Annotated in this window: 18 protein-coding genes; 5 read left to right on the plus strand and 13 right to left on the minus strand. The window is 69.4% G+C overall.

Annotated elements, in window-relative coordinates; all coding sequences use genetic code 11:
- Positions 1 to 501 precede the first annotated feature (501 nt).
- On the plus strand, positions 502 to 1,935 hold the full coding sequence (locus IEY81_RS13490) for a YncE family protein (RefSeq protein WP_189119002.1): 1,434 nt from the start codon (positions 502 to 504) through the stop codon (positions 1,933 to 1,935).
- A 107-nt stretch (positions 1,936 to 2,042) separates the two neighbouring features.
- On the opposite strand, the gene hisF is transcribed toward IEY81_RS13490, so the two are convergent.
- The 3 genes from hisF to IEY81_RS13505 all read right to left on the minus strand — a co-directional run bounded on the left by hisF (position 2,043) and on the right by IEY81_RS13505 (position 4,367).
- Complete coding sequence (hisF, locus tag IEY81_RS13495) at positions 2,043 to 2,834, minus strand: imidazole glycerol phosphate synthase subunit HisF (protein ID WP_189119003.1); 792 nt, start codon at positions 2,832 to 2,834, stop codon at positions 2,043 to 2,045.
- The gene (gene priA, locus IEY81_RS13500; RefSeq protein WP_189119004.1) at positions 2,831 to 3,580 is read right to left on the minus strand and encodes a bifunctional 1-(5-phosphoribosyl)-5-((5-phosphoribosylamino)methylideneamino)imidazole-4-carboxamide isomerase/phosphoribosylanthranilate isomerase PriA; all 750 of its coding nucleotides are present in this window, start codon (positions 3,578 to 3,580) and stop codon (positions 2,831 to 2,833) included. The genes hisF and priA overlap by 4 nt, the downstream gene beginning before the upstream one ends.
- Positions 3,581 to 3,647: 67 nt before the next feature.
- Complete coding sequence (locus IEY81_RS13505) at positions 3,648 to 4,367, minus strand: VOC family protein (protein WP_189119005.1); 720 nt, start codon at positions 4,365 to 4,367, stop codon at positions 3,648 to 3,650.
- A gap of 58 nt (positions 4,368 to 4,425) precedes the next feature.
- Between IEY81_RS13505 and IEY81_RS13510 the strand changes: the two genes are divergently transcribed.
- Positions 4,426 to 5,058 (plus strand): DUF2199 domain-containing protein, encoded by a 633-nt coding sequence (locus IEY81_RS13510; protein ID WP_268244500.1) that lies wholly within the window; start codon positions 4,426 to 4,428, stop codon positions 5,056 to 5,058.
- Positions 5,059 to 5,099: 41 nt separating this feature from the next.
- Here the strand turns inward: IEY81_RS13510 and IEY81_RS13515 are convergent, their stop codons facing one another.
- From IEY81_RS13515 to hisD, 8 genes are all read right to left on the minus strand, one after another.
- Entirely contained in the window at positions 5,100 to 5,555 is a 456-nt protein-coding gene (locus IEY81_RS13515) for an SRPBCC family protein (protein ID WP_189119007.1), read from the minus strand.
- Between the two features lie 4 nt (positions 5,556 to 5,559).
- Positions 5,560 to 6,219: a cysteine hydrolase family protein gene (locus IEY81_RS13520; RefSeq protein WP_229787841.1), complete on the minus strand. Its 660-nt coding sequence runs from the start codon at positions 6,217 to 6,219 to the stop codon at positions 5,560 to 5,562.
- A gap of 15 nt (positions 6,220 to 6,234) precedes the next feature.
- Positions 6,235 to 6,735, minus strand: coding sequence for a DinB family protein (locus IEY81_RS13525; protein ID WP_189119009.1), 501 nt, complete (start codon positions 6,733 to 6,735; stop codon positions 6,235 to 6,237).
- A gap of 54 nt (positions 6,736 to 6,789) precedes the next feature.
- Entirely contained in the window at positions 6,790 to 7,122 is a 333-nt protein-coding gene (locus IEY81_RS13530; protein ID WP_189119010.1) for a hypothetical protein, read from the minus strand.
- A 1-nt stretch (position 7,123) separates the two neighbouring features.
- Complete coding sequence (hisH, locus tag IEY81_RS13535; protein ID WP_189119011.1) at positions 7,124 to 7,768, minus strand: imidazole glycerol phosphate synthase subunit HisH; 645 nt, start codon at positions 7,766 to 7,768, stop codon at positions 7,124 to 7,126.
- 79 nt (positions 7,769 to 7,847) lie between these two features.
- Complete coding sequence (gene hisB / locus IEY81_RS13540) at positions 7,848 to 8,462, minus strand: imidazoleglycerol-phosphate dehydratase HisB (RefSeq protein ID WP_189119012.1); 615 nt, start codon at positions 8,460 to 8,462, stop codon at positions 7,848 to 7,850.
- Positions 8,459 to 9,613, minus strand: a complete 1,155-nt coding sequence (locus IEY81_RS13545) for a histidinol-phosphate transaminase (RefSeq protein ID WP_373292233.1) — start codon at positions 9,611 to 9,613, stop codon at positions 8,459 to 8,461. Before IEY81_RS13545 ends, hisB begins: the two co-directional genes overlap by 4 nt.
- The gene (gene hisD / locus IEY81_RS13550) at positions 9,610 to 10,926 is read right to left on the minus strand and encodes a histidinol dehydrogenase (RefSeq protein WP_189119013.1); all 1,317 of its coding nucleotides are present in this window, start codon (positions 10,924 to 10,926) and stop codon (positions 9,610 to 9,612) included. Before hisD ends, IEY81_RS13545 begins: the two co-directional genes overlap by 4 nt.
- A gap of 147 nt (positions 10,927 to 11,073) precedes the next feature.
- Between hisD and IEY81_RS13555 the strand changes: the two genes are divergently transcribed.
- From IEY81_RS13555 to ybaK, 3 genes are all read left to right on the plus strand, one after another.
- Complete coding sequence (locus IEY81_RS13555) at positions 11,074 to 11,940, plus strand: hypothetical protein (protein ID WP_189119014.1); 867 nt, start codon at positions 11,074 to 11,076, stop codon at positions 11,938 to 11,940.
- 76 nt (positions 11,941 to 12,016) lie between these two features.
- Positions 12,017 to 12,679 (plus strand): LON peptidase substrate-binding domain-containing protein, encoded by a 663-nt coding sequence (locus IEY81_RS13560; protein ID WP_189119015.1) that lies wholly within the window; start codon positions 12,017 to 12,019, stop codon positions 12,677 to 12,679.
- Positions 12,679 to 13,188 (plus strand): Cys-tRNA(Pro) deacylase, encoded by a 510-nt coding sequence (gene ybaK / locus IEY81_RS13565; protein WP_189119016.1) that lies wholly within the window; start codon positions 12,679 to 12,681, stop codon positions 13,186 to 13,188. The genes IEY81_RS13560 and ybaK overlap by 1 nt, the downstream gene beginning before the upstream one ends.
- A gap of 224 nt (positions 13,189 to 13,412) precedes the next feature.
- Here the strand turns inward: ybaK and IEY81_RS13570 are convergent, their stop codons facing one another.
- The gene (locus tag IEY81_RS13570) at positions 13,413 to 14,009 is read right to left on the minus strand and encodes a hypothetical protein (protein ID WP_189119017.1); all 597 of its coding nucleotides are present in this window, start codon (positions 14,007 to 14,009) and stop codon (positions 13,413 to 13,415) included.
- A 2-nt stretch (positions 14,010 to 14,011) separates the two neighbouring features.
- Positions 14,012 to 17,596, minus strand: a complete 3,585-nt coding sequence (gene dnaE, locus IEY81_RS13575) for a DNA polymerase III subunit alpha (RefSeq protein WP_189119018.1) — start codon at positions 17,594 to 17,596, stop codon at positions 14,012 to 14,014.
- Between the last annotated feature and the right edge of the window lie 102 nt (positions 17,597 to 17,698).

Raw genomic sequence — 17,698 nt, forward strand, 5'->3', positions numbered from 1 at the left:
GCCGTAGGCCGTCCTTGACTCCGGGACGGGTCGAGAAGACCCTCACGAACGGGTCGGCGGCCCTGACCAGCCTCGACGACACGTTTCCGGCAGGGAGGTCTCGACAGGCTCGACCTCCGGTGAACACCGGCGGGGGTCGGCGTTGCGGGTGGGGTGGTCTCGACAAGCTCGACCACCGGGGACTAGCTCCAGCGACCGAATCCCCGCGACCACGCCCGGGCCGCCGCCCCGATAACCAGCCAAATCTTTTCTCGACCTGTTCCGGTGTCCAGGACCGCGAAGCGGCCGGCGTAGCCGGCGGCCGTAGGCCGTCCTTGACTCCGGGACAGGTCGAGAAGACCCTCACGAACGGGTCGGCGGCCCACAATCCGCTTCAGCGACACGTTTCCGGCAGGGAGGTCTCGACAAGCTCGACCACCGGAGGACCGGAGGATAGCCGTAACCTCCCCACCCTCCGAGACGTTGTGTCACACATAACCGAATCCCCCAGGAGGTCCCACGATGCGTCGTGCGGCAGCAGTCACCGTGGCCGTGCTCTTCGTCTTCTCACTCACCGCAGCGGCGCCTGCGCTGAGCGCGAGCCCGAGTGCGTCGACAGACCTGCGGGACGTGATGGTCGTGGGCAACAACTGGGACGGGACGGCGTCGATCGTCGATGCACGCACGCTCGAGGTGCTGCGTAAGGACGTGAATCTGGTCCCGGACAAGGACGAGGAGATCGCGGAGATCCACCAGGATCCCGAGCGGCTCGCGATGTACTACCTCGTCCGCTACGGCCCCGGGGAGGGCAACGACCAGCTCGTGGACGACATGTTCACCACCCGGGACGGGAAGCTGCTGGCTGTTTCCCGGCCCAGTCTGGCCGACGTGGTCTGGATCGACATCGAGAAGGCGCTGGCAGGCGCGCCCGACTCGATCGTCGTCGAGCAGCAGATGGACGGGCACCGCACCGACCACATGGGCCTCTCCCCCGACGGCACCAAGCTGCTCGTCTCCGACTCGACGTCGCGGACCGTGCACGAGTACTGGATGGGCGGGGAAGGCGACCCGCGGACGGGCGAGCGGCTGCGTACGTTCGAGTCGGGCGAGACGCCCCACGAGAACAACTACTCCGCCGACGGCTCGCAGATCTTCCACGCCTCCATCGGCCGCGTCTACCTGCCCGGCGACCAGAAGGAGCTCTCCCTCGACTCGCTCCCGCTGATCAACCTCGACCAGCTCGGTCTGGGCAAGATCCCCGGCACCGACCTGCTCCCGCCGATCAAGATCGGCCCGATCCACGACGCGATCAAGGGCGACCGCTGGTTCGAGATCGTCGACGAGGCCACCTTCGAGGTCAGCCATCGTTGGGAGATGGGCAAGGAGCTGGAGGAGGCCGGCTACCCGGCTATCTCCTCAGCCGTACGCCCCATGGCGGTCGCCCCTGGCGAGCGGTTCATCTACTTCCAGGTCTCGTTCCTGCACGGCCTGGTCGAGTTCGACACCCAGGCGCCGGACATCGACAGAAAGGTCGGCTACTCCACCGGCTCGATCGAGGAGCCGCGTACCGGCGCCGTCACCCGGGTCATCCCGCTCCCCAAGCGCACCCGGCTGCCGCGCGAGCTCTACGTGAACGACTCCGCCCACCACGGGCTCTCGATCGACGCCGAGGGCGAGACGCTGTGCGCCGCCGGCACGATGGACGACTACGTCGCGATGGTCGACCGCGAGACGGGGCAGTACAAGACGCTCGACGAGCAGACCACCGGCCACTACTACGGCAAGCCCTACTGGACCACCGAGGGCATCGGCGACACCTGCTGGGCATCACTCTCGGACGCCGACGCGGTCGCCGTCATCGACTTCCGCACCGGCGAGGAGCTCGCCTACCTCGACGTCGGCAACCACCCCCAGCGCGTACGCCACGGGCAGATCCCTGCCGACCTGCTGAGCTAGCTCGCGCGGATGGGCAGAATCCCGCCATGGCGGGATTCTGCGGGGCTACCCCGGCCGCAGGGCCGCGCATTTTCCCGCCATGGCGGGAAAATGACACGCCCCTGACCTCAGCGAACCGGCGCGCCCGCTCCCGCGAGCGCCTGCTTGACCTCGCCGACCCGCACCTTGCCGAAGTGGAAGATCGTCGCCGCCAGAACAGCGTCTGCGCCGGCCTCCACCGCGGGCGGGAAGTGCTCGGCCCGGCCCGCGCCGCCGGAGGCGATGACCGGGACGGTCACCTCGCTGCGTACGGCCTTGATCAGGTCGATGTCGAAACCGTCCTCGGTGCCGTCGGCGTCCATCGCGTTGAGCAGGATCTCGCCGGCGCCCAGCTCAGCAGCGGTCGCCGCCCACTCGATCGCGTCCAACGGACGCCAATCACCACGAGGCCCCGGCCGGCCGGCGGATTCCCGGCCACCGTGGGTGGTCACCTCGAAGCCCGACGAGGTCCCCTCCGCCCGGCGCGCGTCCACGGAGAGCACCAGCACCTGATTGCCGAACCGGTCGGCGATCTCCGCGATCAGCTCGGGACGGTCGATCGCGGCGGTGTTGACCGCGATCTTGTCCGCACCGGCGCGGAGCATCCGGTCGACGTCCTCGACGCTGCGGATCCCGCCACCGACCGTGAGCGGGATGAAGACCTGCTCCGCGGTGCGGGTCACGATCTCGAGCGTCGTCGCCCGACCCTCGTGGGAGGCGGAGATGTCGAGGAAGGTGAGCTCGTCGGCACCTTCCTTGTCGTACGTCGCGGCCAGCTCCACCGGGTCGCCGGCGTCGCGCAGCTCCTTGAAGTTGATCCCCTTGACGACGCGACCGGCGTCGACATCGAGGCACGGGATCACCCGGACCGCAAGAGTCATGACTGGTCCCCGCGCTGCCGGCCGAGGGTCAGGTCGAGCGCCTCGGCGAGGTCGAGCGAGCCGGTGTAGAGCGCGGTGCCGGCGATGGCACCCTCCACGCCGACCTCCACCAGACCCATCAGCGCCTCGATGTCGTCGATCGTGGTCACTCCCCCACTGGCCACTACCGGACGGTCGGTGGCCTCGCAGACCGTGCGAAGCAGCTCGAGGTTGGGGCCCTGGAGCATGCCGTCCTTGTTGACGTCGGTGACGACGTAGCGCGCGCAGCCCTCGGAGTCGAGGCGGGCGAGCGTCTCGTAGAGGTCGCCGCCCTCCTTGGTCCAGCCGCGGGCGGCGAGGGTGCGGCCGCGTACGTCCAGGCCCACCGCGACCCGGTCGCCGTAGGTCGCGATCGCGCGCCGGGTCCACTCCGGGTTCTCCAGCGCGGCGGTGCCGATGTTGACCCGCCGGCACCCGGTCGCCATCGCGGCCTCGAGGGACTCGTCGTCGCGGATCCCGCCGCTCATCTCGACCTTGATGTCGAGCTTGCCGACGATCCCGGCGAGCGTCTCGCGGTTGTTGCCGTGGCCGAACGCGGCGTCGAGGTCCACCAGATGGATCCACTCCGCGCCGGTCTCCTGCCAGCGCAGAGCGGCCTCGAAGGGATCGCCGAACCGTTTCTCCGACCCGTCCACGCCCTGGACCAGCTGCACCGCCTGCCCGCCCTTCACATCGACGGCCGGCAGGAGCTCGAGGTAGTCACCCATGGGTACGATCCTATGTTCCCCGCGCCGCGACCTTCGCCCCGCCGTCCGGGTGCGAGACGGAACCCGCTCAGCGAGGCGCCAGCACCTCGAAAACGTACGCATCGGGGTCGCTCATCCGCGCCCAGCGCCCGTCGCCACCCAGCTCGGTGACCACGGTGGCACCGAGCCCGACCAGCCGCTCGATCTCCTCCTCCCGACCGACACCCTCGGGCGCGACCAGGTCGAACCGGAACCGGTCCCGCGGCCCACGCGGCACCGATGGCGGTCCACCCCAGGCGACCTTCGCGCTGGCGGACGGTGTCGCCACCGCGGTCTCGCCGTCCTCGTCCCAGACCAGCGGCCAGCCCAGCGCCTCGCTCCAGAAGATCCCGGCGTCTCGCGACCCGTCGGCTGCGACCTCACCCAGGAAGCCGGTGCCCGCCAGCCAGCTGTTGCCTGCGGGGATCACGCACAGCTCGTTGCCCTCCGGGTCACCGAGCACGACATGGTCCTCCTCGGGCAGCTGACCCACGTCGAGGTGCCTGGCGCCGAGGCTGAGCAGCCGGTCCACGGTGCGCTGCTGGTCATCGGCCAGCCGGCTGGTGAGGTGGAGGTGGTGCGGGTTCGCCATCGCCTTCGGCTCGTCGGTCGGCAGGAACCGGATCCGGATGTCGTCGTCCGAGCGTGGCAGCAGGCTGATCTCCTCACCACGCACCCCGGCCTCCCGGCCGAGCACGGTCGCCCAGAACGCCGCCACCCGCTCCGGGTCGTTGGCGTCGATGCAGATCCCGAACCTCCGAGGCGTCATGACCGGCAACCTAGGACGCCTTCGCGGCAGGAACAAACGGATATCACCGGTCAAGCCGATGCTGGAGCTCCGTGCGCTCCGCTTGCACGTCGAGCGCTCTGGATGGTCTTGTACGCTGCGCTCACTCGCCATCAGGCGAAGCAATGGGAAGGAAACGAACAGGGTGACGTCACCACAGACCGGGACCGGATGGACGTGCTCATGTTGCGGAGCGGCGCACGAGGAGTATGCGATGTCTTTCGGATCGCCGGCTCCTCTGCCCTGGATGATGGCTACGGACACCGAGCGGTCCGCAGGTGAGATCAACGCAGACTCCTGCATCCTTCACGACCGCGATGGAACCCAGTATTTCCTACGGGCCCTGCTCGAGATCCCGGTGCACGATGCGGACGACAGCTTCTCCTGGGGCGTATGGGTCTCGCTCAGCGAGAAGGACATGAACACCCAGGCGAGGAACTGGGTGGATCCAGAACGCGCCCAGCTGGCACCGATGTTCGCCTGGCTCTGCACCGATCTTCCCTGCTACGAGGAGACCACGCTGTCCTTGCCCACCACGCTGCACACGCGAGGGCCGGGCATCACTCCGCTGATCCGGCTCGAGCCGTCCGGCAGGCATCGGCTGGCACTGGAGCAGGCCCAGGGGATCTCTCTCCATCGAGTCGCTGAGATCAACGCCGCGCTGCTCGGCTGATCGCCGGCTCCTACGGTCCGTCCTACCCGAGGCCGCCGCGCTCACGTCTGCACTACCCGTTGCAGCTTGGCCAGCCCCTTCTCCATGTCCGGCGCGATCGCCTTCTCCATCGAGTAGAACCTGAGCATCAGGCCCATCGGGCCCCCGACCGACCCGGCGTGGCTCCAGGTCAGCTCGGTGCCGTCGGCGACGGTGGCGAGGTCGAAGCTCACCGTGCTCCGGCTCTTGAACGGCTTGAGGAACTCCAGCGCCACGTCGATGTGGTCAGGCCGCGACTCGACGATCTCCATCGACCCCGACCCTGCACGCTTGTTGCCGGACCACGCATAGCGGGCGCCGACCCCGGAGTCCGCACCCGAGTAGGTGCGCGTCATGTCCGGGTCGAGCTCCTCCCAGGGCGACCACGCCGGCCACTCGTGAAAGTCGTTGAGCAGCGCGTGAGCGCGCCCGATGTCGCACGGCAGAACCACGGACCTGGAGACCCGGTAGTCGGTCATGTCATCACGGTACGCCTGCGGCGACGAGCGCGAGCACGTCTTCGGTGCTGCGTACGTCTCCGAAGGTGCGGTAGATGGTCACGATCGTCGCGTTGTGGGACTCGTCATCGCGGCCGGCGGTGGCGTCGGCGACCAAGATTGTGCGATATCCCAGGGTGGCGGCGTCCCGCGCCGTGCCGGCGACGCAGACCTCGGTGAGGGTGCCGGTGACGATGACCGTCTCGATGCCCCGCTCCCGAAGCTGATCGTCCAGCGTGGAGCTGCCCGGGAACAGAGCGCTCGGCGCCGTCTTCTCGACGAGCAGGTCGCCGCTGTGTGCCGTCAGCCCCGGACCGAGTCGGCTGCCGACCGGGCCGGTACCGCCGCTGCGCCGGAACAGGTCGGCCACCTCGTCGCCACGGAACTCCCGCGCCCACTCGGTCGGTCCGGGGTCACCCGGCACGATCCAGGCGACAGCACCCCCGGCACCGCGCAGGGCATCCGCGAGCAGCCTCACGTTCGGAGTGATCGCATGACAGACCGCGTTCGACTCGTAGAAGAACGGCACGAGATCCACGACGAGCAGCGCCGTCCTGGCCGGATCGAGACTCTCGTAGGCATACCGCCGACCGCGCCTGGTCTCGTGCCGCGCGTACTCGCGCTCGGGGATCGCCCAGCGATGCACCGTCGCCTCCTGCACTCAGGCGCCCGGGGGATTCACACCGACCGACCCGTCGATGGACTCGCGGAGGATGTCGGCGTGGCCGGCGTGACGGGTAGCGTCGCAGAGACGGGCGGCCATGACGTTGAGGAGCATGACGTGCTCGTCCCACCACGGTACGTAACCGGGCGCGTCGATCGAGAGGTCCTCGATCGTGGCGTCGACGTGGGCGCCGACGCGGCGGTAGAGGTCGAGGATGTCGGCGCGGGTCTCGTCGTCGGTGGCCCGGTGGCCGGCGTCCCACCAGCCCGGGGTGTCCCAGGGCGGGAGGTCGATCGGAGGGGTGCGGTCGAAGACCTCGCCGAAGTAGCGCGCATCGGAGAACGTGTTGTGCGTGACCAGACCGAGCAGGCTGGTGCCGGTCGGGGTCATCGGGCGGCGCACGTCGGCCTCGGGGAGCCCCTCGAGCTTCCAGACCAGCGCCTCACGGACCCCGCGGATCTTGTCGTGCAGATGGATCTTCGCGAAGTCGTCGATCATCGGTTCAGTCCTCCGCAGCCTCTGAGCCCGCCGGCCGGCGAGCCGAGCAGCACCCTAGCGGCGGAACAGCAGCGTGTAGACCACCGGCGCGACCAGCACCGATGCGATCGCCGCGAAGAGCACGGTGCCGACGTCCTCGGTGACCAGATAGACCAGCGCGAGGAGAAGGAGCAGGACCACGACCAGGATGCGTACGTTGCGCCGCCGGCGCTCCGCCAGCGCGCTCTTCGGGCGGGGCCGGCGAGCGGGGAGCCACCCGAAGAGCCGCTCCCGCCGAGCGCGGCGGGCAGCGGCCCTGGCCTCGCCGGCAGCCCGCGCCTCGGCCGCCGCTGCGGCCTGCCGCTCGCGCTCGGCACGAGCCTTCGCGCGGGCGCCGGTCTGGGCCACCTCAGGCGGCCTTCAGCGACTGCACCCAGTTGCGCAGGATCGTGGCGCCGGCGTCGCCGGACTTCTCCGGGTGGAACTGGGTCGCCCACAGCGGACCGTTCTCGACGGCCGCCACGAACCGGTCACCACCGTGCTCGGCCCAGGTGACCAGCGGCGCGACGGTGCGGTCGTTGGTGACCAGGGTCCAGTCGCGCACGCCGTAGGAGTGGACGAAGTAGAAGCGCTCGTCCTCGGCCCCGGCGAACAGCGCCGAGCCCTCCGGGACCTCGAGCGTGTTCCAGCCCATGTGGGGCACGATCGGCGCCTGCAGACGCTCGACGACACCCGGCCACTCGCCGCAGCCCTCGGTCTCGACGCCGTGCTCGATGCCGGTCTCGAAGAGGATCTGCATGCCGACGCAGATGCCCATCACGGGCCGCCCGCCGGCGAGGCGCCGGGCGATGATCCGCTCGCCGCGGATCTCGCGCAGCCCCTTCATGCAGGCCTCGAAGGCCCCCACGCCGGGCACCAGCAGCCCGTCGGCCGCCATCGCGGCGTCGAGGTCACCGGTCAGCTCGACCGAGGCACCGGCACGCTCGACGGCGCGCACGGCGGAGCGTACGTTGCCCGAGCCGTAGTCGAGCACCACCACCGAGGGGCCGCTCACAGCGCCACCTCCGTAGCGCAAGCGCCAGAATTCGGACGCGGCGCTGTGTTGACACCATGGTTCACTCGCTGACGCTCGTTCACAGTGCCCCCTTGGTCGAGGGAATGCCGGTCTCGCGCGGGTCGTAGGCGACCGCGTCGCGGAACGCCCGGGCGAACGCCTTGAACTGCGTCTCCACGATGTGGTGCGGCTCGCGGCCGGCGAGCACGTTGACGTGCATCGTCAGGTGGGCGTGGTGGGCGATGGAGTCGAAGACGTGCTGGGTCAGGGATCCGAGGTAGGGCACGCCGGAGCCGCCGAGGAGCACGTACTGCTGCCCCTCCGGCTCGCCGGTGTGGACCGAGTAGGGCCGACCGGAGACGTCGACGACGCAGCGCACCAGCGCCTCGTCGAGCGGGACGGTCGCGTCGCCGTAGCGGCGGATGCCCTTCTTGTCGCCAAGCGCCTCACGCAGCGCCTGGCCGAGCACGATCGCGGTGTCCTCGACGGTGTGGTGGGCGTCGATGTGCACGTCGCCGTCGGAGTGGACGGTCAGGTCGACCAGCGAGTGACGCCCGAAAGCGGTCAGCATGTGGTCGTAGAAGCCGACGCCGGTGGAGACGTCGACCCGGCCGGTGCCGTCGAGGTTCACCTCGACGATCACCTTCGACTCCGAGGTCTGCCGCTCGATCCGGGCGGTCCTTGGGGAGGTCATGCTCGTGCTCCGTTCACATCGGTCAAAGCCTGCTTGAAAGCGTCCATCTCCTGCGGCGTACCCACCGAGACCCGCAGCCACCCCTCGGGCCCGGTCTCGCGGATGAGTACGCCGCGGTCGAGCAGCCCCTGCCAGACCGCGTGCCGGTCGGCGTAGCGCCCGAAGAGGACGAAGTTGGCGTCCGAGTCGGCGACCTCGAGGCCCTCGCCGCGCAGCCAGGTCACCAGCGCGTCGCGCTCCTCGCGGAGCGAGGCGACGTAGCCCAGCAGCTCCGGCGCGTGCCGCAGGGCCGCGCTCGCCGCCGCCTGGGTGACCGCGGAGAGGTGGTAGGGCAGGCGTACGACCCGGATCGCGTCGCAGATCGCCGGGTGGGCCGCCAGGTAGCCGAGCCGCAGCCCGGCCCCGGCGAACGCCTTCGACATGGTGCGGGTGACGACCAGGTTGCGGTGCTCGGAAAGCAGCTCGAGCGCCGAGGGCACCCCGCTGCGCCGGAACTCGCCGTAGGCCTCGTCGACCACCACGATGCCCGAATCGCCGACGGCCTCGCACAGCACCGTGACGGCCTCCAGCGGCAGCGCGGTGCCGGTGGGGTTGTTGGGGCTGGGCAGCAGCACCACGTGGGGGCGGGTCTCCTCGACCAGCGCGCGGGCCTTCTCCAGGTCGATCGCGAAGTCGCCCTCGCGGTGACCGACGACCCACTCGGTGTTGGTGTCGCGGGCGTACTCCGGATACATCGAGTAGGTCGGCGCGAAGCTGATCGCGGTGCGCCCGGGCCCACCGAAGGCCTGCAGCAGCTGCAGCATGACCTCGTTGGAGCCGTTGGCGGCCCACACCCGCTCCGGGCTGATCTGCGCCTTCGGCACGTCCGAGGCCAGGTACGCAGCCAGCCCCTCGCGCAGCTCGACGAACTCGCGGTCGGGATAGCGGTTGAGCGTGCGCGCCGCGGCGCCAACGCTCTCGGCGATGTCGGCGATCGTCTCCGCGGAGGGCTGGTAGGGGTTCTCGTTGACGTTGAGCTGGACGGGCACGTCCAGCTGCGGCGCGCCGTAGGGCTCGATCCCGGCGAGCTCGGCGCGGATGGGAGGCCAGCTCTTTTCCGGGGTCCCCGCGGCGCTCGGAGCGGAGCGAGGACGTCGTGGGGTGGTATTCACGACGAGAACCTCACAGACACCGCGGCGCCGTGACCGGGCAGGTCCTCGGCCTCGGCCAGCGTGACCACGTGGTCCTTAACCGCGGCCAGCCCGTCGCGGGAGTAGTCGACGACGTGGATCGACTTGGTGAAGGCGCGCACCGAGAGTCCCGAGGAGTGGCAGGCGCAGCCGCCGGTGGGCAGCACGTGGTTGGAGCCGGCGCAGTAGTCGCCCAGCGACACCGGCGCGTAGGAGCCGACGAAGATCGCGCCGGCGTTGCGGATCCGGCCGGCCACGCGCGCGGCGTCGGCGGTGTGGATCTCGAGGTGCTCGGCGGCGTATGCGTTGACGACGTCGACGCCCTGATCGATGTCGTCGACGAGCACGATGCCCGACTGGGTGCCGGTCAGCGACGTACGGATCCGCTCGACGTGCTTGGTCGCGGCGACCTGCTTGTCGAGCTCGGCCTCGACATCGGCGGCGAGCGTCTCGGAGTCGGTGACCAGCACCGAGGCGGCCAGCGGGTCGTGCTCTGCCTGGGAGATCAGGTCGGCGGCGACGTAGGCGGCCTCGGCGGTCTCGTCGGCGAGGATCGCGATCTCGGTGGGACCGGCCTCGGAGTCGATGCCGACCTGGCCCTTGAGCAGGCGCTTGGCGGTGACCACGTAGATGTTGCCGGGGCCGGTGACCATGTCGACGCGCTCGCAGCCGCCGGTCGTCGAGCCTGCCGGGACACCGTAGGCGAACATCGCGATCGCCTGCGCACCACCGACGGCGTAGACCTCCTCGACCCCGAGCAGCGCGCAGGCGGCCAGGATGGTGGGCTGCGGCAGGCCACCGAACTCCTTCTGCGGCGGCGAGGCGAGGGCGATCGAGGACACTCCGGCGACCTGGGCCGGGACGACGTTCATCAGCACCGAGGAGACCAGCGGAGCCAGACCACCGGGCACGTAGAGGCCGACGCGACCGACCGGCACCTTGCGGTGGGTCACCCGGGCGCCGGGCGCCAGGTCGGTGACCGCGTCCTCCTCGAGCTCGGCGGCGCAGGTGGCCCGCAGCCGCGCGATCGACTCCTCGAGGCCGGCCCGGACGTCGGGGTCGAGCTCGTCGAGCGCCTTGGCCAGAGCGGCGGCCGGGACCCGGATGTCGTCGACGCGGACGCCGTCGAACTTCTCGGAGAGCTCGGCGATCGCCTCGTACCCGCGCTCGCGGACGGCGTCGATGATCGGCTGCACCGCATGAGTGGCTGCCTCGATGTCGAACTCGGCGCGCGGCACGGCGGCGCGGTAGTCGATGGGCGAGGCTGAGCCCCTCAGGTCGATGCGGCGGATCATGGTCCCAGTCTACGAGCGGTCGGGCGCTCCAGCCGATCTGCCGATGCCACGTGGACGGCAGTGACGGGCTCCGCGGGACAAGCTGAGACGCATATCACATTTCCGCGCAGGGTACCCGGACTTCTGACCTACCCAAGGAGGATCGTCATGGCACTGTCCGGACTTTTCCACCGCTCGAACAAGCATGCCGACGAGAGGTACACCGGGACCGACGTGAACCACGCCGAGACCCGTGACCCCTCACCCGACGGCCCTGCGGTCGTCGGTCATGACGACCACGTGGCGCGTCCGCACAGCGCCAACGAGGGCGTCCGCCCGCTGCAGAACGGCGGCCCGCGCACCGCCCCGCCCACCGCACCGCAGGAAACCGCCCGTCTCGACCGCGGCGCGTATGACGCCCGCAACCCGCGCGCCGCTCACGACGGACGTACGCAGGAGCACGACGTCGTCGACCACCACCGTCACACCGAGGACGGCCGCCGTGCGGCGCTCCGCGACACCTACGGCGGGATGAACTGGGGCGCCTGCTTCTTCGGCTGGCTGGTCGCCGTCGGGCTGACCGTCCTCCTCGGCGCGATCATCAGCGCCGTCGCCTCCGCGGTCGGCGCCAGCCAGGATCTGTCGCGTACCGACCTGGAGTCCATGTCCGGCTCCGTCGGCCTGGCCGCGGCCATCACGCTCGCCGTGGTGATGTTCATCGGCTACTTCGCCGGTGGGTACGTCGCCGCGCGGATGTCCCGCTTCGACGCCACCCGCCAAGGGGTGGGCGTGTGGGTCGTGGCCATCGTGGTGATGATCATCGCGGCCGTGGCCGGCGCGCTGTTCGGGTCGAGTTTCGACATCATGCAGCAGGTCGACCTGCCCAACCTGGGCGTCAGCAGCGACCAGCTCGGCTGGGGCGCGCTGATCGCCGGTGCCGTGCTGCTCGCCGTCATGCTCGTCGGAGCGATCCTCGGCGCCGCGACGGGTCGTCGCTACCACGCCAAGATCGACCGGGCCGTGACCGACTACTGAGTCTCGCACCAGTAGCGGATGAGACACGGCCGGGGTCGCGGGCACACATGCCCGCGGCCCCCATAGGTTGGTGCCCGTGACCGACCGACTACCGATGTTCCCGCTCAACGCGGTCCTGTTCCCGGGCGTGACCTTGCCGCTCCGGGTCTTCGAGGACCGCTACCGCGCGATGGTCCACCACCTGCTCCGCCAGGAAGAGGAGGAGCGCCACTTCGGATCCGTCGCGATCCGTGAGGGCTACGAGGTCGGCGAGACCGGCGCACAGTCCCTCTATCGCGTCGGCGTGAAGCTGCTCATCACCGAGGTCGAGCAGCACCAGGACGGCTCCTTCGACCTCGAGGTGCTCGCCGTCGACCGGATCCGCATGGACAGCCTGGTCAGCTCCGGCGACTTCCCCGTCGCCGACATCGAGGACCTCCCCGAGGAGCAGGTCGCAGTACCCAGCGCCGTCGTCGACGCCGCCCGCGCGACCTTCACCGCCTACCGCGCCGCGCTCCTGGAGTTCCGTGAGGACCCTTTCACCGGCTCGCTGCCTAAGGACCCCGAGTTCCTCTCCTGGACCATCTCGGCCACCACTCCCCTGCCCATGCCCGACCGGCAGGCGCTCCTGGAGGCACCCGACGCCGCCGTACGCCTCGGCATGGCCACCGATCTGCTCCGCGCCGAGCTTCGCGCCATGAACGTCATCCCCTCGCTGCCCGCGACCGAGGTGGCCCGCACGAAGTGGTCCCCCAACTGATGGCCAAGAAACAAGCAGGGAAGGGTCCTGGGAAGAGCGCCGGCGGCACCCCGGCCACCGTCGCCCTCACCCGAGCCGGCATCGACTTCACCCTGCACCCCTACGAGCACGACCCGCGCGCGGAGTCCTACGGGCTCGAGGCCGCCGAGGCTCTCGGCGTCGAGCCCGCCCGGGTCCTCAAGACGCTGATGGCCTCCCTCGACGGGAAGCTCGTCGTCGGGATCGTCCCGGTCACCGGCCAGCTCGACCTCAAGGCGCTGGCCCGCGCCCTCGGTGGCTCCAAGGCGCAGATGGCCGAGGTCACCGCCGCCGAGCGGGCCACCGGCTACGTCGCCGGCGGGATCTCCCCCGTCGGCCAGAAGCGCGCCCACCCCACCGTCCTGGACGAGTCGGCCGCTGCGTACGAGACCGTCTACGTCTCCGGCGGCCGCCGCGGCCTCGACATCGAGCTCTCCCCCACGGCCCTTGCGCAGATCACCAACGCCGACCTAGCCCCCATCGCCAAGTAACCCTCGTTTCGCCGAGTCGGCGCAACTGCCCCAGAAAACAACGCCGAGTCGGCGCAACTGCCCCGGAAAACAACGCCGAGTCGGCGCATCTGCCTCGAGATCTCGGGGCAGATGCGCCGACTCGGCGTTCAAGGTTGGGGCAAACGCGCCGACTCGGCGTCGAAAACTGGGGCAGATGCGCCGAGTCGGCGTCCGCAGTTGGGGCAGATGCGCCGAGTCGGGGGTCAGGAGTGGGGCAGATGCGCCGAGTCGGCGTCTTCGTGCGGGGCCCACATCAGGAAGATGACCATCAGGGCGAGCATCGCGGAGCCGGGGACGAGGAGCACGAGCCAGGGTGAGGCGAGCTGGAAGCTGTCCTGGAGGACGGTGCCGTCGGCGGCGCCCTTGGCGAGGCCGTTGGGGTCCTCGGGCGAGAGCAGCGAGGTGACCAGCAGCATCAGCCCGCCGCCGATCGCACCACCGACGGTCACGGCGGCGAGGGTGACGAGCTCGGAGCGGTGCAGCCAGACCGCGGCCGCGATGCCGACGAGCAAGCCGAGGACGATCGCGCAGACGGAGAACCAGGCGGTGGCGGCGAAGACACCCTGGTCGATGTTCTGACCGATGGTGGGCGGGTCGAGGGAGATGAGCCCGCGGTACCACTTGTCCTCGAGCACCATCCCGGTCGGCGGGGTCCACAAGGTGGCCGCAGCGAGGCCGGCGGCGAGCCCGCCGACGACGAAGGCGCCCACGATGATGGCCACCTGCACCAGCACCGGTCGGGACAGGTCGGGACGGGCGGAGCGGCGACCGGTCTCGTAGAGGCTTGGCGGCGGCGGCACGATCAGATTGTCAGGCATCCTGGTCCGAGGAGGTGTTTGAGGTCGGCGAACAGCTCGGGAGTCGGCGTCACCCGCAGCCGGTCGTCGAGCTTCATGACCCGGGTGGCGTCGCGTGTCATCAACCGTAGCCTGACCTCGGCTACGCCCGGGTAGGTGGTCAGTACGTCACGCAGCGACGAGATCACCTGCGGAGTGCACCGCGTCGCCGGGAGCGAGATCACCACCGGTCCCCCGGCAGCACCCGGCCCACCGGTCAGGTCGGGCACGGTGACCTCCTGGCCACGCAGCTCGGGCTGGTCCTTGTCGCGGGAGAGCTGACCCTTGACCCGGATGATCGAGTCCTCGACCAGGTGGGGCGCGGCAAGCTGGTAGGAGGAGGGGAAGAGGAGCACCTCGACCGAGCCCTCCAGGTCCTCCAGCGTCACCGTGGCCCAGGCGTCGCCCTTCTTGGTGATGCGCCGGTTGACATTGGTGACGAGTCCGGAGACGGTCACGGTGGCGTTGTGGGGCCGGGACTCGTCGGTCATCAGCTGACCGATGGTGCAGTCGGTGCCGTTGGCCAGCACGTGCTCCAGGCCCATCAGCGGGTGGTCGGAGACGTAGAGGCCGAGCATCTCGCGCTCGTGGCCGAGGAGGGTCATCTTGTCCCACTCGTCCATGTCGGGGATGGTCACCGAGACACCGAAGCCGTCGCCGCCGTCCTCGTCGAGGCCGCCGAAGAGCGAGTCCTGGCCGATGGCCTCGTTGCGCTTGATGTCGATGTACTGGTCGACCGCGGTCTCGTGGATCGCGACCAGCGCGCGGCGGCGGTGCTTCATGTCGTCGAAGGCGCCGGCCTTGATCAGCGACTCGATCACGCGCTTGTTGCAGGCGCGCTCGGGCACCTTGGAGAGATAGTCGTTGAAGTCCTCGAAGCGGCCCTTGGAGGTGCGCGCCTCGACGATGCCGTCGACCACCTGGGCACCGACGTTGCGGACCGCGGTGAGACCGAAGCGGATGTCGCTGCCGACGGCGGTGAAGTCGTGGGAGGACTCGTTGACGTCGGGCGGGAGCACCGCGATCTTCATCCGGCGACACTCGTTGAGGTAGATCGCCATCTTGTCCTTGTCGTTCTTGACCGAGGTCAAGAGCGCCGCCATGTATTCGGTCGGGTAGTTGGCCTTCAGGTAGGCGGTCCAGTAGGTGACCACGCCGTAGGCCGCCGAGTGCGACTTGTTGAAGGCGTAGTCGGAGAACGGCAGCAGGATCTCCCAGATCGTGTCGATCGCACTCTGGGAGTAGCCGCGCTCGAGCATGCCGGCCTGGAACCCGGCGTACTGCTTGTCGAGCTCTGCCTTCTTCTTCTTGCCCATCGCGCGACGCAGGTTGTCCGCCTGTCCGAGCGAGAACCCCGCCAGGACCTGCGCGATCGACATCACCTGCTCCTGGTAGACGATCAGGCCGTAGGTCTCCCCCAGCACCTCCGCGAGCGGCTCCTCGAGCTCGGGGTGGATCGGCACGATCGGCTCGCGGCCGTTCTTGCGGTGGGCGTACTTGTTGTGGGAGTCGGCACCCATCGGGCCCGGCCGGTAGAGCGCGGAGACCGCGGTGATGTCGGCGAAGCGGTCGGGGAGCATCGAGCGCAGCAGCGCCCGCATGCCACCACCATCGAGCTGGAAGACGCCGAGCGTGTCACCGCGCTGCATCAGCTCATACGTCGGACGGTCGTCGAACGGGACGTCCTCGAGGATCAGGTCGATGCCCTTGTTGGCCCGGATGTTGGCGAGGGCGTCCTCGAGGGTGTGGAGGTTGGAGAGGCCCAGGAAGTCCATCTTGACCAGGCCGAGCGACTCACAGGTCGGATACTCGAACTGGGTGACGACCTGGCCGTCCTGCTTGGGCTCCATCAGCGGGACGATGTCGATGATCGGCTCGGAGGCCATGATCACGCCGGCGGCGTGGATGCCGGTCTGCCGGATCTGGCCCTCGAGACCGATCGCGGTCTCGTAGATCTTGCGCACGTCCGGGTCGGAGTCGTGCAGCGCCCGGAAGTCACCGCCCTCGCCGTAGCGCTTGTGGTCGGGGTTGAACAGCTCCTTGAGCGGGACGCCCTTGCCCATCACGTCGGCCGGCAGCGCCTTGGTGATCCGGTCGCCGATGGCGAAGCCGTGGTCGAGGATGCGGGCGGCGTCCTTGATCGCCTGCTTGGCCTTGATTCGCCCGAACGTCGCGATCTGGGCGACCTTCTCGGCGCCGTACTTCTCCGTGACGTACTTGATCGTCTCGCCACGGCGGTGGTCGTCGAAGTCGATGTCGAAGTCGGGCATCGAGGGACGCTCAGGATTGAGGAACCGCTCGAAGAAGAGTCCGTGCTCGAGCGGGTCGAGGTCGGTGATCTTCAAGGCGTACGCCACGATCGAGCCCGCACCCGAACCACGGCCCGGTCCGATCCGGATGCCGTTGTTCTTCGACCACTGGATGAAGTCGGCGACCACGAGGAAGTAGCCCGGGTAGCCCTTCTGCAAGATGACGTCGATCTCGAACTCGACGCGGTCCTTGACCTCCTGGGTCAGCTTCTCACCCGGGTAGCGCAGCTCGATGCCGCGCCAGGTCTCCTTGCGCAGCCACGACTCCTCGGTCTCGCCCTCGGGGATGTCTGCGCGCGCCATGTAGCCACCGGTCGACTCGGTGAACTCGACCTCGCAGCGCTCGGCGATGAGCAGGGTGTTGTCGCAGGCCTCCATCAGGTCCTGGCGGCCCCACAGGTCGCGCATCTCGGCGGCGGTCTTGATGTAGTAGCCGCTGCCCTCGAAGGCGAACCGCTTGCCGCCCTTGGAGTAGGGCGGCTCGGTCAGCCGGCTGCCGGACTGGACGCAGAGCAGCGCCTCGTGGGCGGAGGCGTCCTCGGGGTTGTTGTAGTGGGAGTCGTTGGTCGCGACCGGGCGGATGCCCATCGTCTTGCCGAGCTTGAGCAGGTCGTCGCGGACCCGCTTCTCGATGGAGATGCCGTGGTCCATCAGCTCCAGGAAGACGTTGTCCTTCCCGAAGATGTCCTGCAGCTCTCCGGCCTCCTTGAGCGCCTCCTCCCACTGGCCCAGCCGCAGCCGGGTCTGGATGGCTCCGGAGGGGCAGCCGGTGGAGACGATGATCCCCTTGGAGTGCTCCGCGAGGATCTCCTTGTCCATCCGGGGCTTGAAGTAGTACCCCTCGAGGCTGGAGCGCGAGGAGAGCCGGAAGAGGTTGTGCATCCCCTCGGTCGACTCGGCCCACATCGTCATGTGGGTGTAGGCGCCACCGCCCGAGACGTCGTCGCCGCCCTCCTGCGCCGCGTCGCCCCGGCCCCAGCGCACCCGCTTGCGCTCGGTGCGCGGGGTGTTGGGGGTGACGTAGGCCTCGATGCCGATGATCGGCTTGACGTCGTGGGCCCGCGCCTTCTTCCAGAAGTCGTAGGCCCCGTGCATGTTGCCGTGGTCGGTCATCGCGATCGCCGGCATCTCGAGCTCGCTGGTGCGCGCGAAGAGCCCATCGAGGAGCGAGGCACCGTCCAGCATCGAGTATTCGGTGTGGACGTGCAGGTGGACGAAAGAGTCCTTGGAGCCGGCCGCCATTGGCGTGGAGCCCTCCTCGAGGTCGAACGGATGGAGCGGGCGCAGGAGCCCGCGCTCACACGACGGACGACCTGGGGGAAGGACTACAGACTATCGGTCGCC

It is taken from the genome of Nocardioides luteus (genome assembly GCF_014648595.1).
Classification (GTDB): domain Bacteria; phylum Actinomycetota; class Actinomycetes; order Propionibacteriales; family Nocardioidaceae; genus Nocardioides; species Nocardioides luteus.

Bases quoted from the DNA above. Each gene is read 5' to 3' on its own strand.
- IEY81_RS13525 (WP_189119009.1), bottom strand. From the start codon at position 6,735: ATGATCGACGACTTCGCGAAGATCCATCTGCACGACAAGATCCGCGGG.
- hisD (WP_189119013.1), bottom strand. From the start codon at position 10,926: ATGATCCGCCGCATCGACCTGAGGGGCTCAGCCTCGCCCATCGACTAC.
- hisB (WP_189119012.1), bottom strand. From the start codon at position 8,462: ATGACCTCCCCAAGGACCGCCCGGATCGAGCGGCAGACCTCGGAGTCG.
- IEY81_RS13515 (WP_189119007.1), bottom strand. From the start codon at position 5,555: ATGACCGACTACCGGGTCTCCAGGTCCGTGGTTCTGCCGTGCGACATC.
- IEY81_RS13490 (WP_189119002.1), top strand. From the start codon at position 502: ATGCGTCGTGCGGCAGCAGTCACCGTGGCCGTGCTCTTCGTCTTCTCA.
- hisF (WP_189119003.1), bottom strand. From the start codon at position 2,834: ATGACTCTTGCGGTCCGGGTGATCCCGTGCCTCGATGTCGACGCCGGT.
- IEY81_RS13555 (WP_189119014.1), top strand. From the start codon at position 11,074: ATGGCACTGTCCGGACTTTTCCACCGCTCGAACAAGCATGCCGACGAG.
- priA (WP_189119004.1), bottom strand. From the start codon at position 3,580: ATGGGTGACTACCTCGAGCTCCTGCCGGCCGTCGATGTGAAGGGCGGG.
- ybaK (WP_189119016.1), top strand. From the start codon at position 12,679: ATGGCCAAGAAACAAGCAGGGAAGGGTCCTGGGAAGAGCGCCGGCGGC.
- dnaE (WP_189119018.1), bottom strand. From the start codon at position 17,596: ATGGCGGCCGGCTCCAAGGACTCTTTCGTCCACCTGCACGTCCACACC.
- IEY81_RS13510 (WP_268244500.1), top strand. From the start codon at position 4,426: ATGCTGGAGCTCCGTGCGCTCCGCTTGCACGTCGAGCGCTCTGGATGG.
- IEY81_RS13505 (WP_189119005.1), bottom strand. From the start codon at position 4,367: ATGACGCCTCGGAGGTTCGGGATCTGCATCGACGCCAACGACCCGGAG.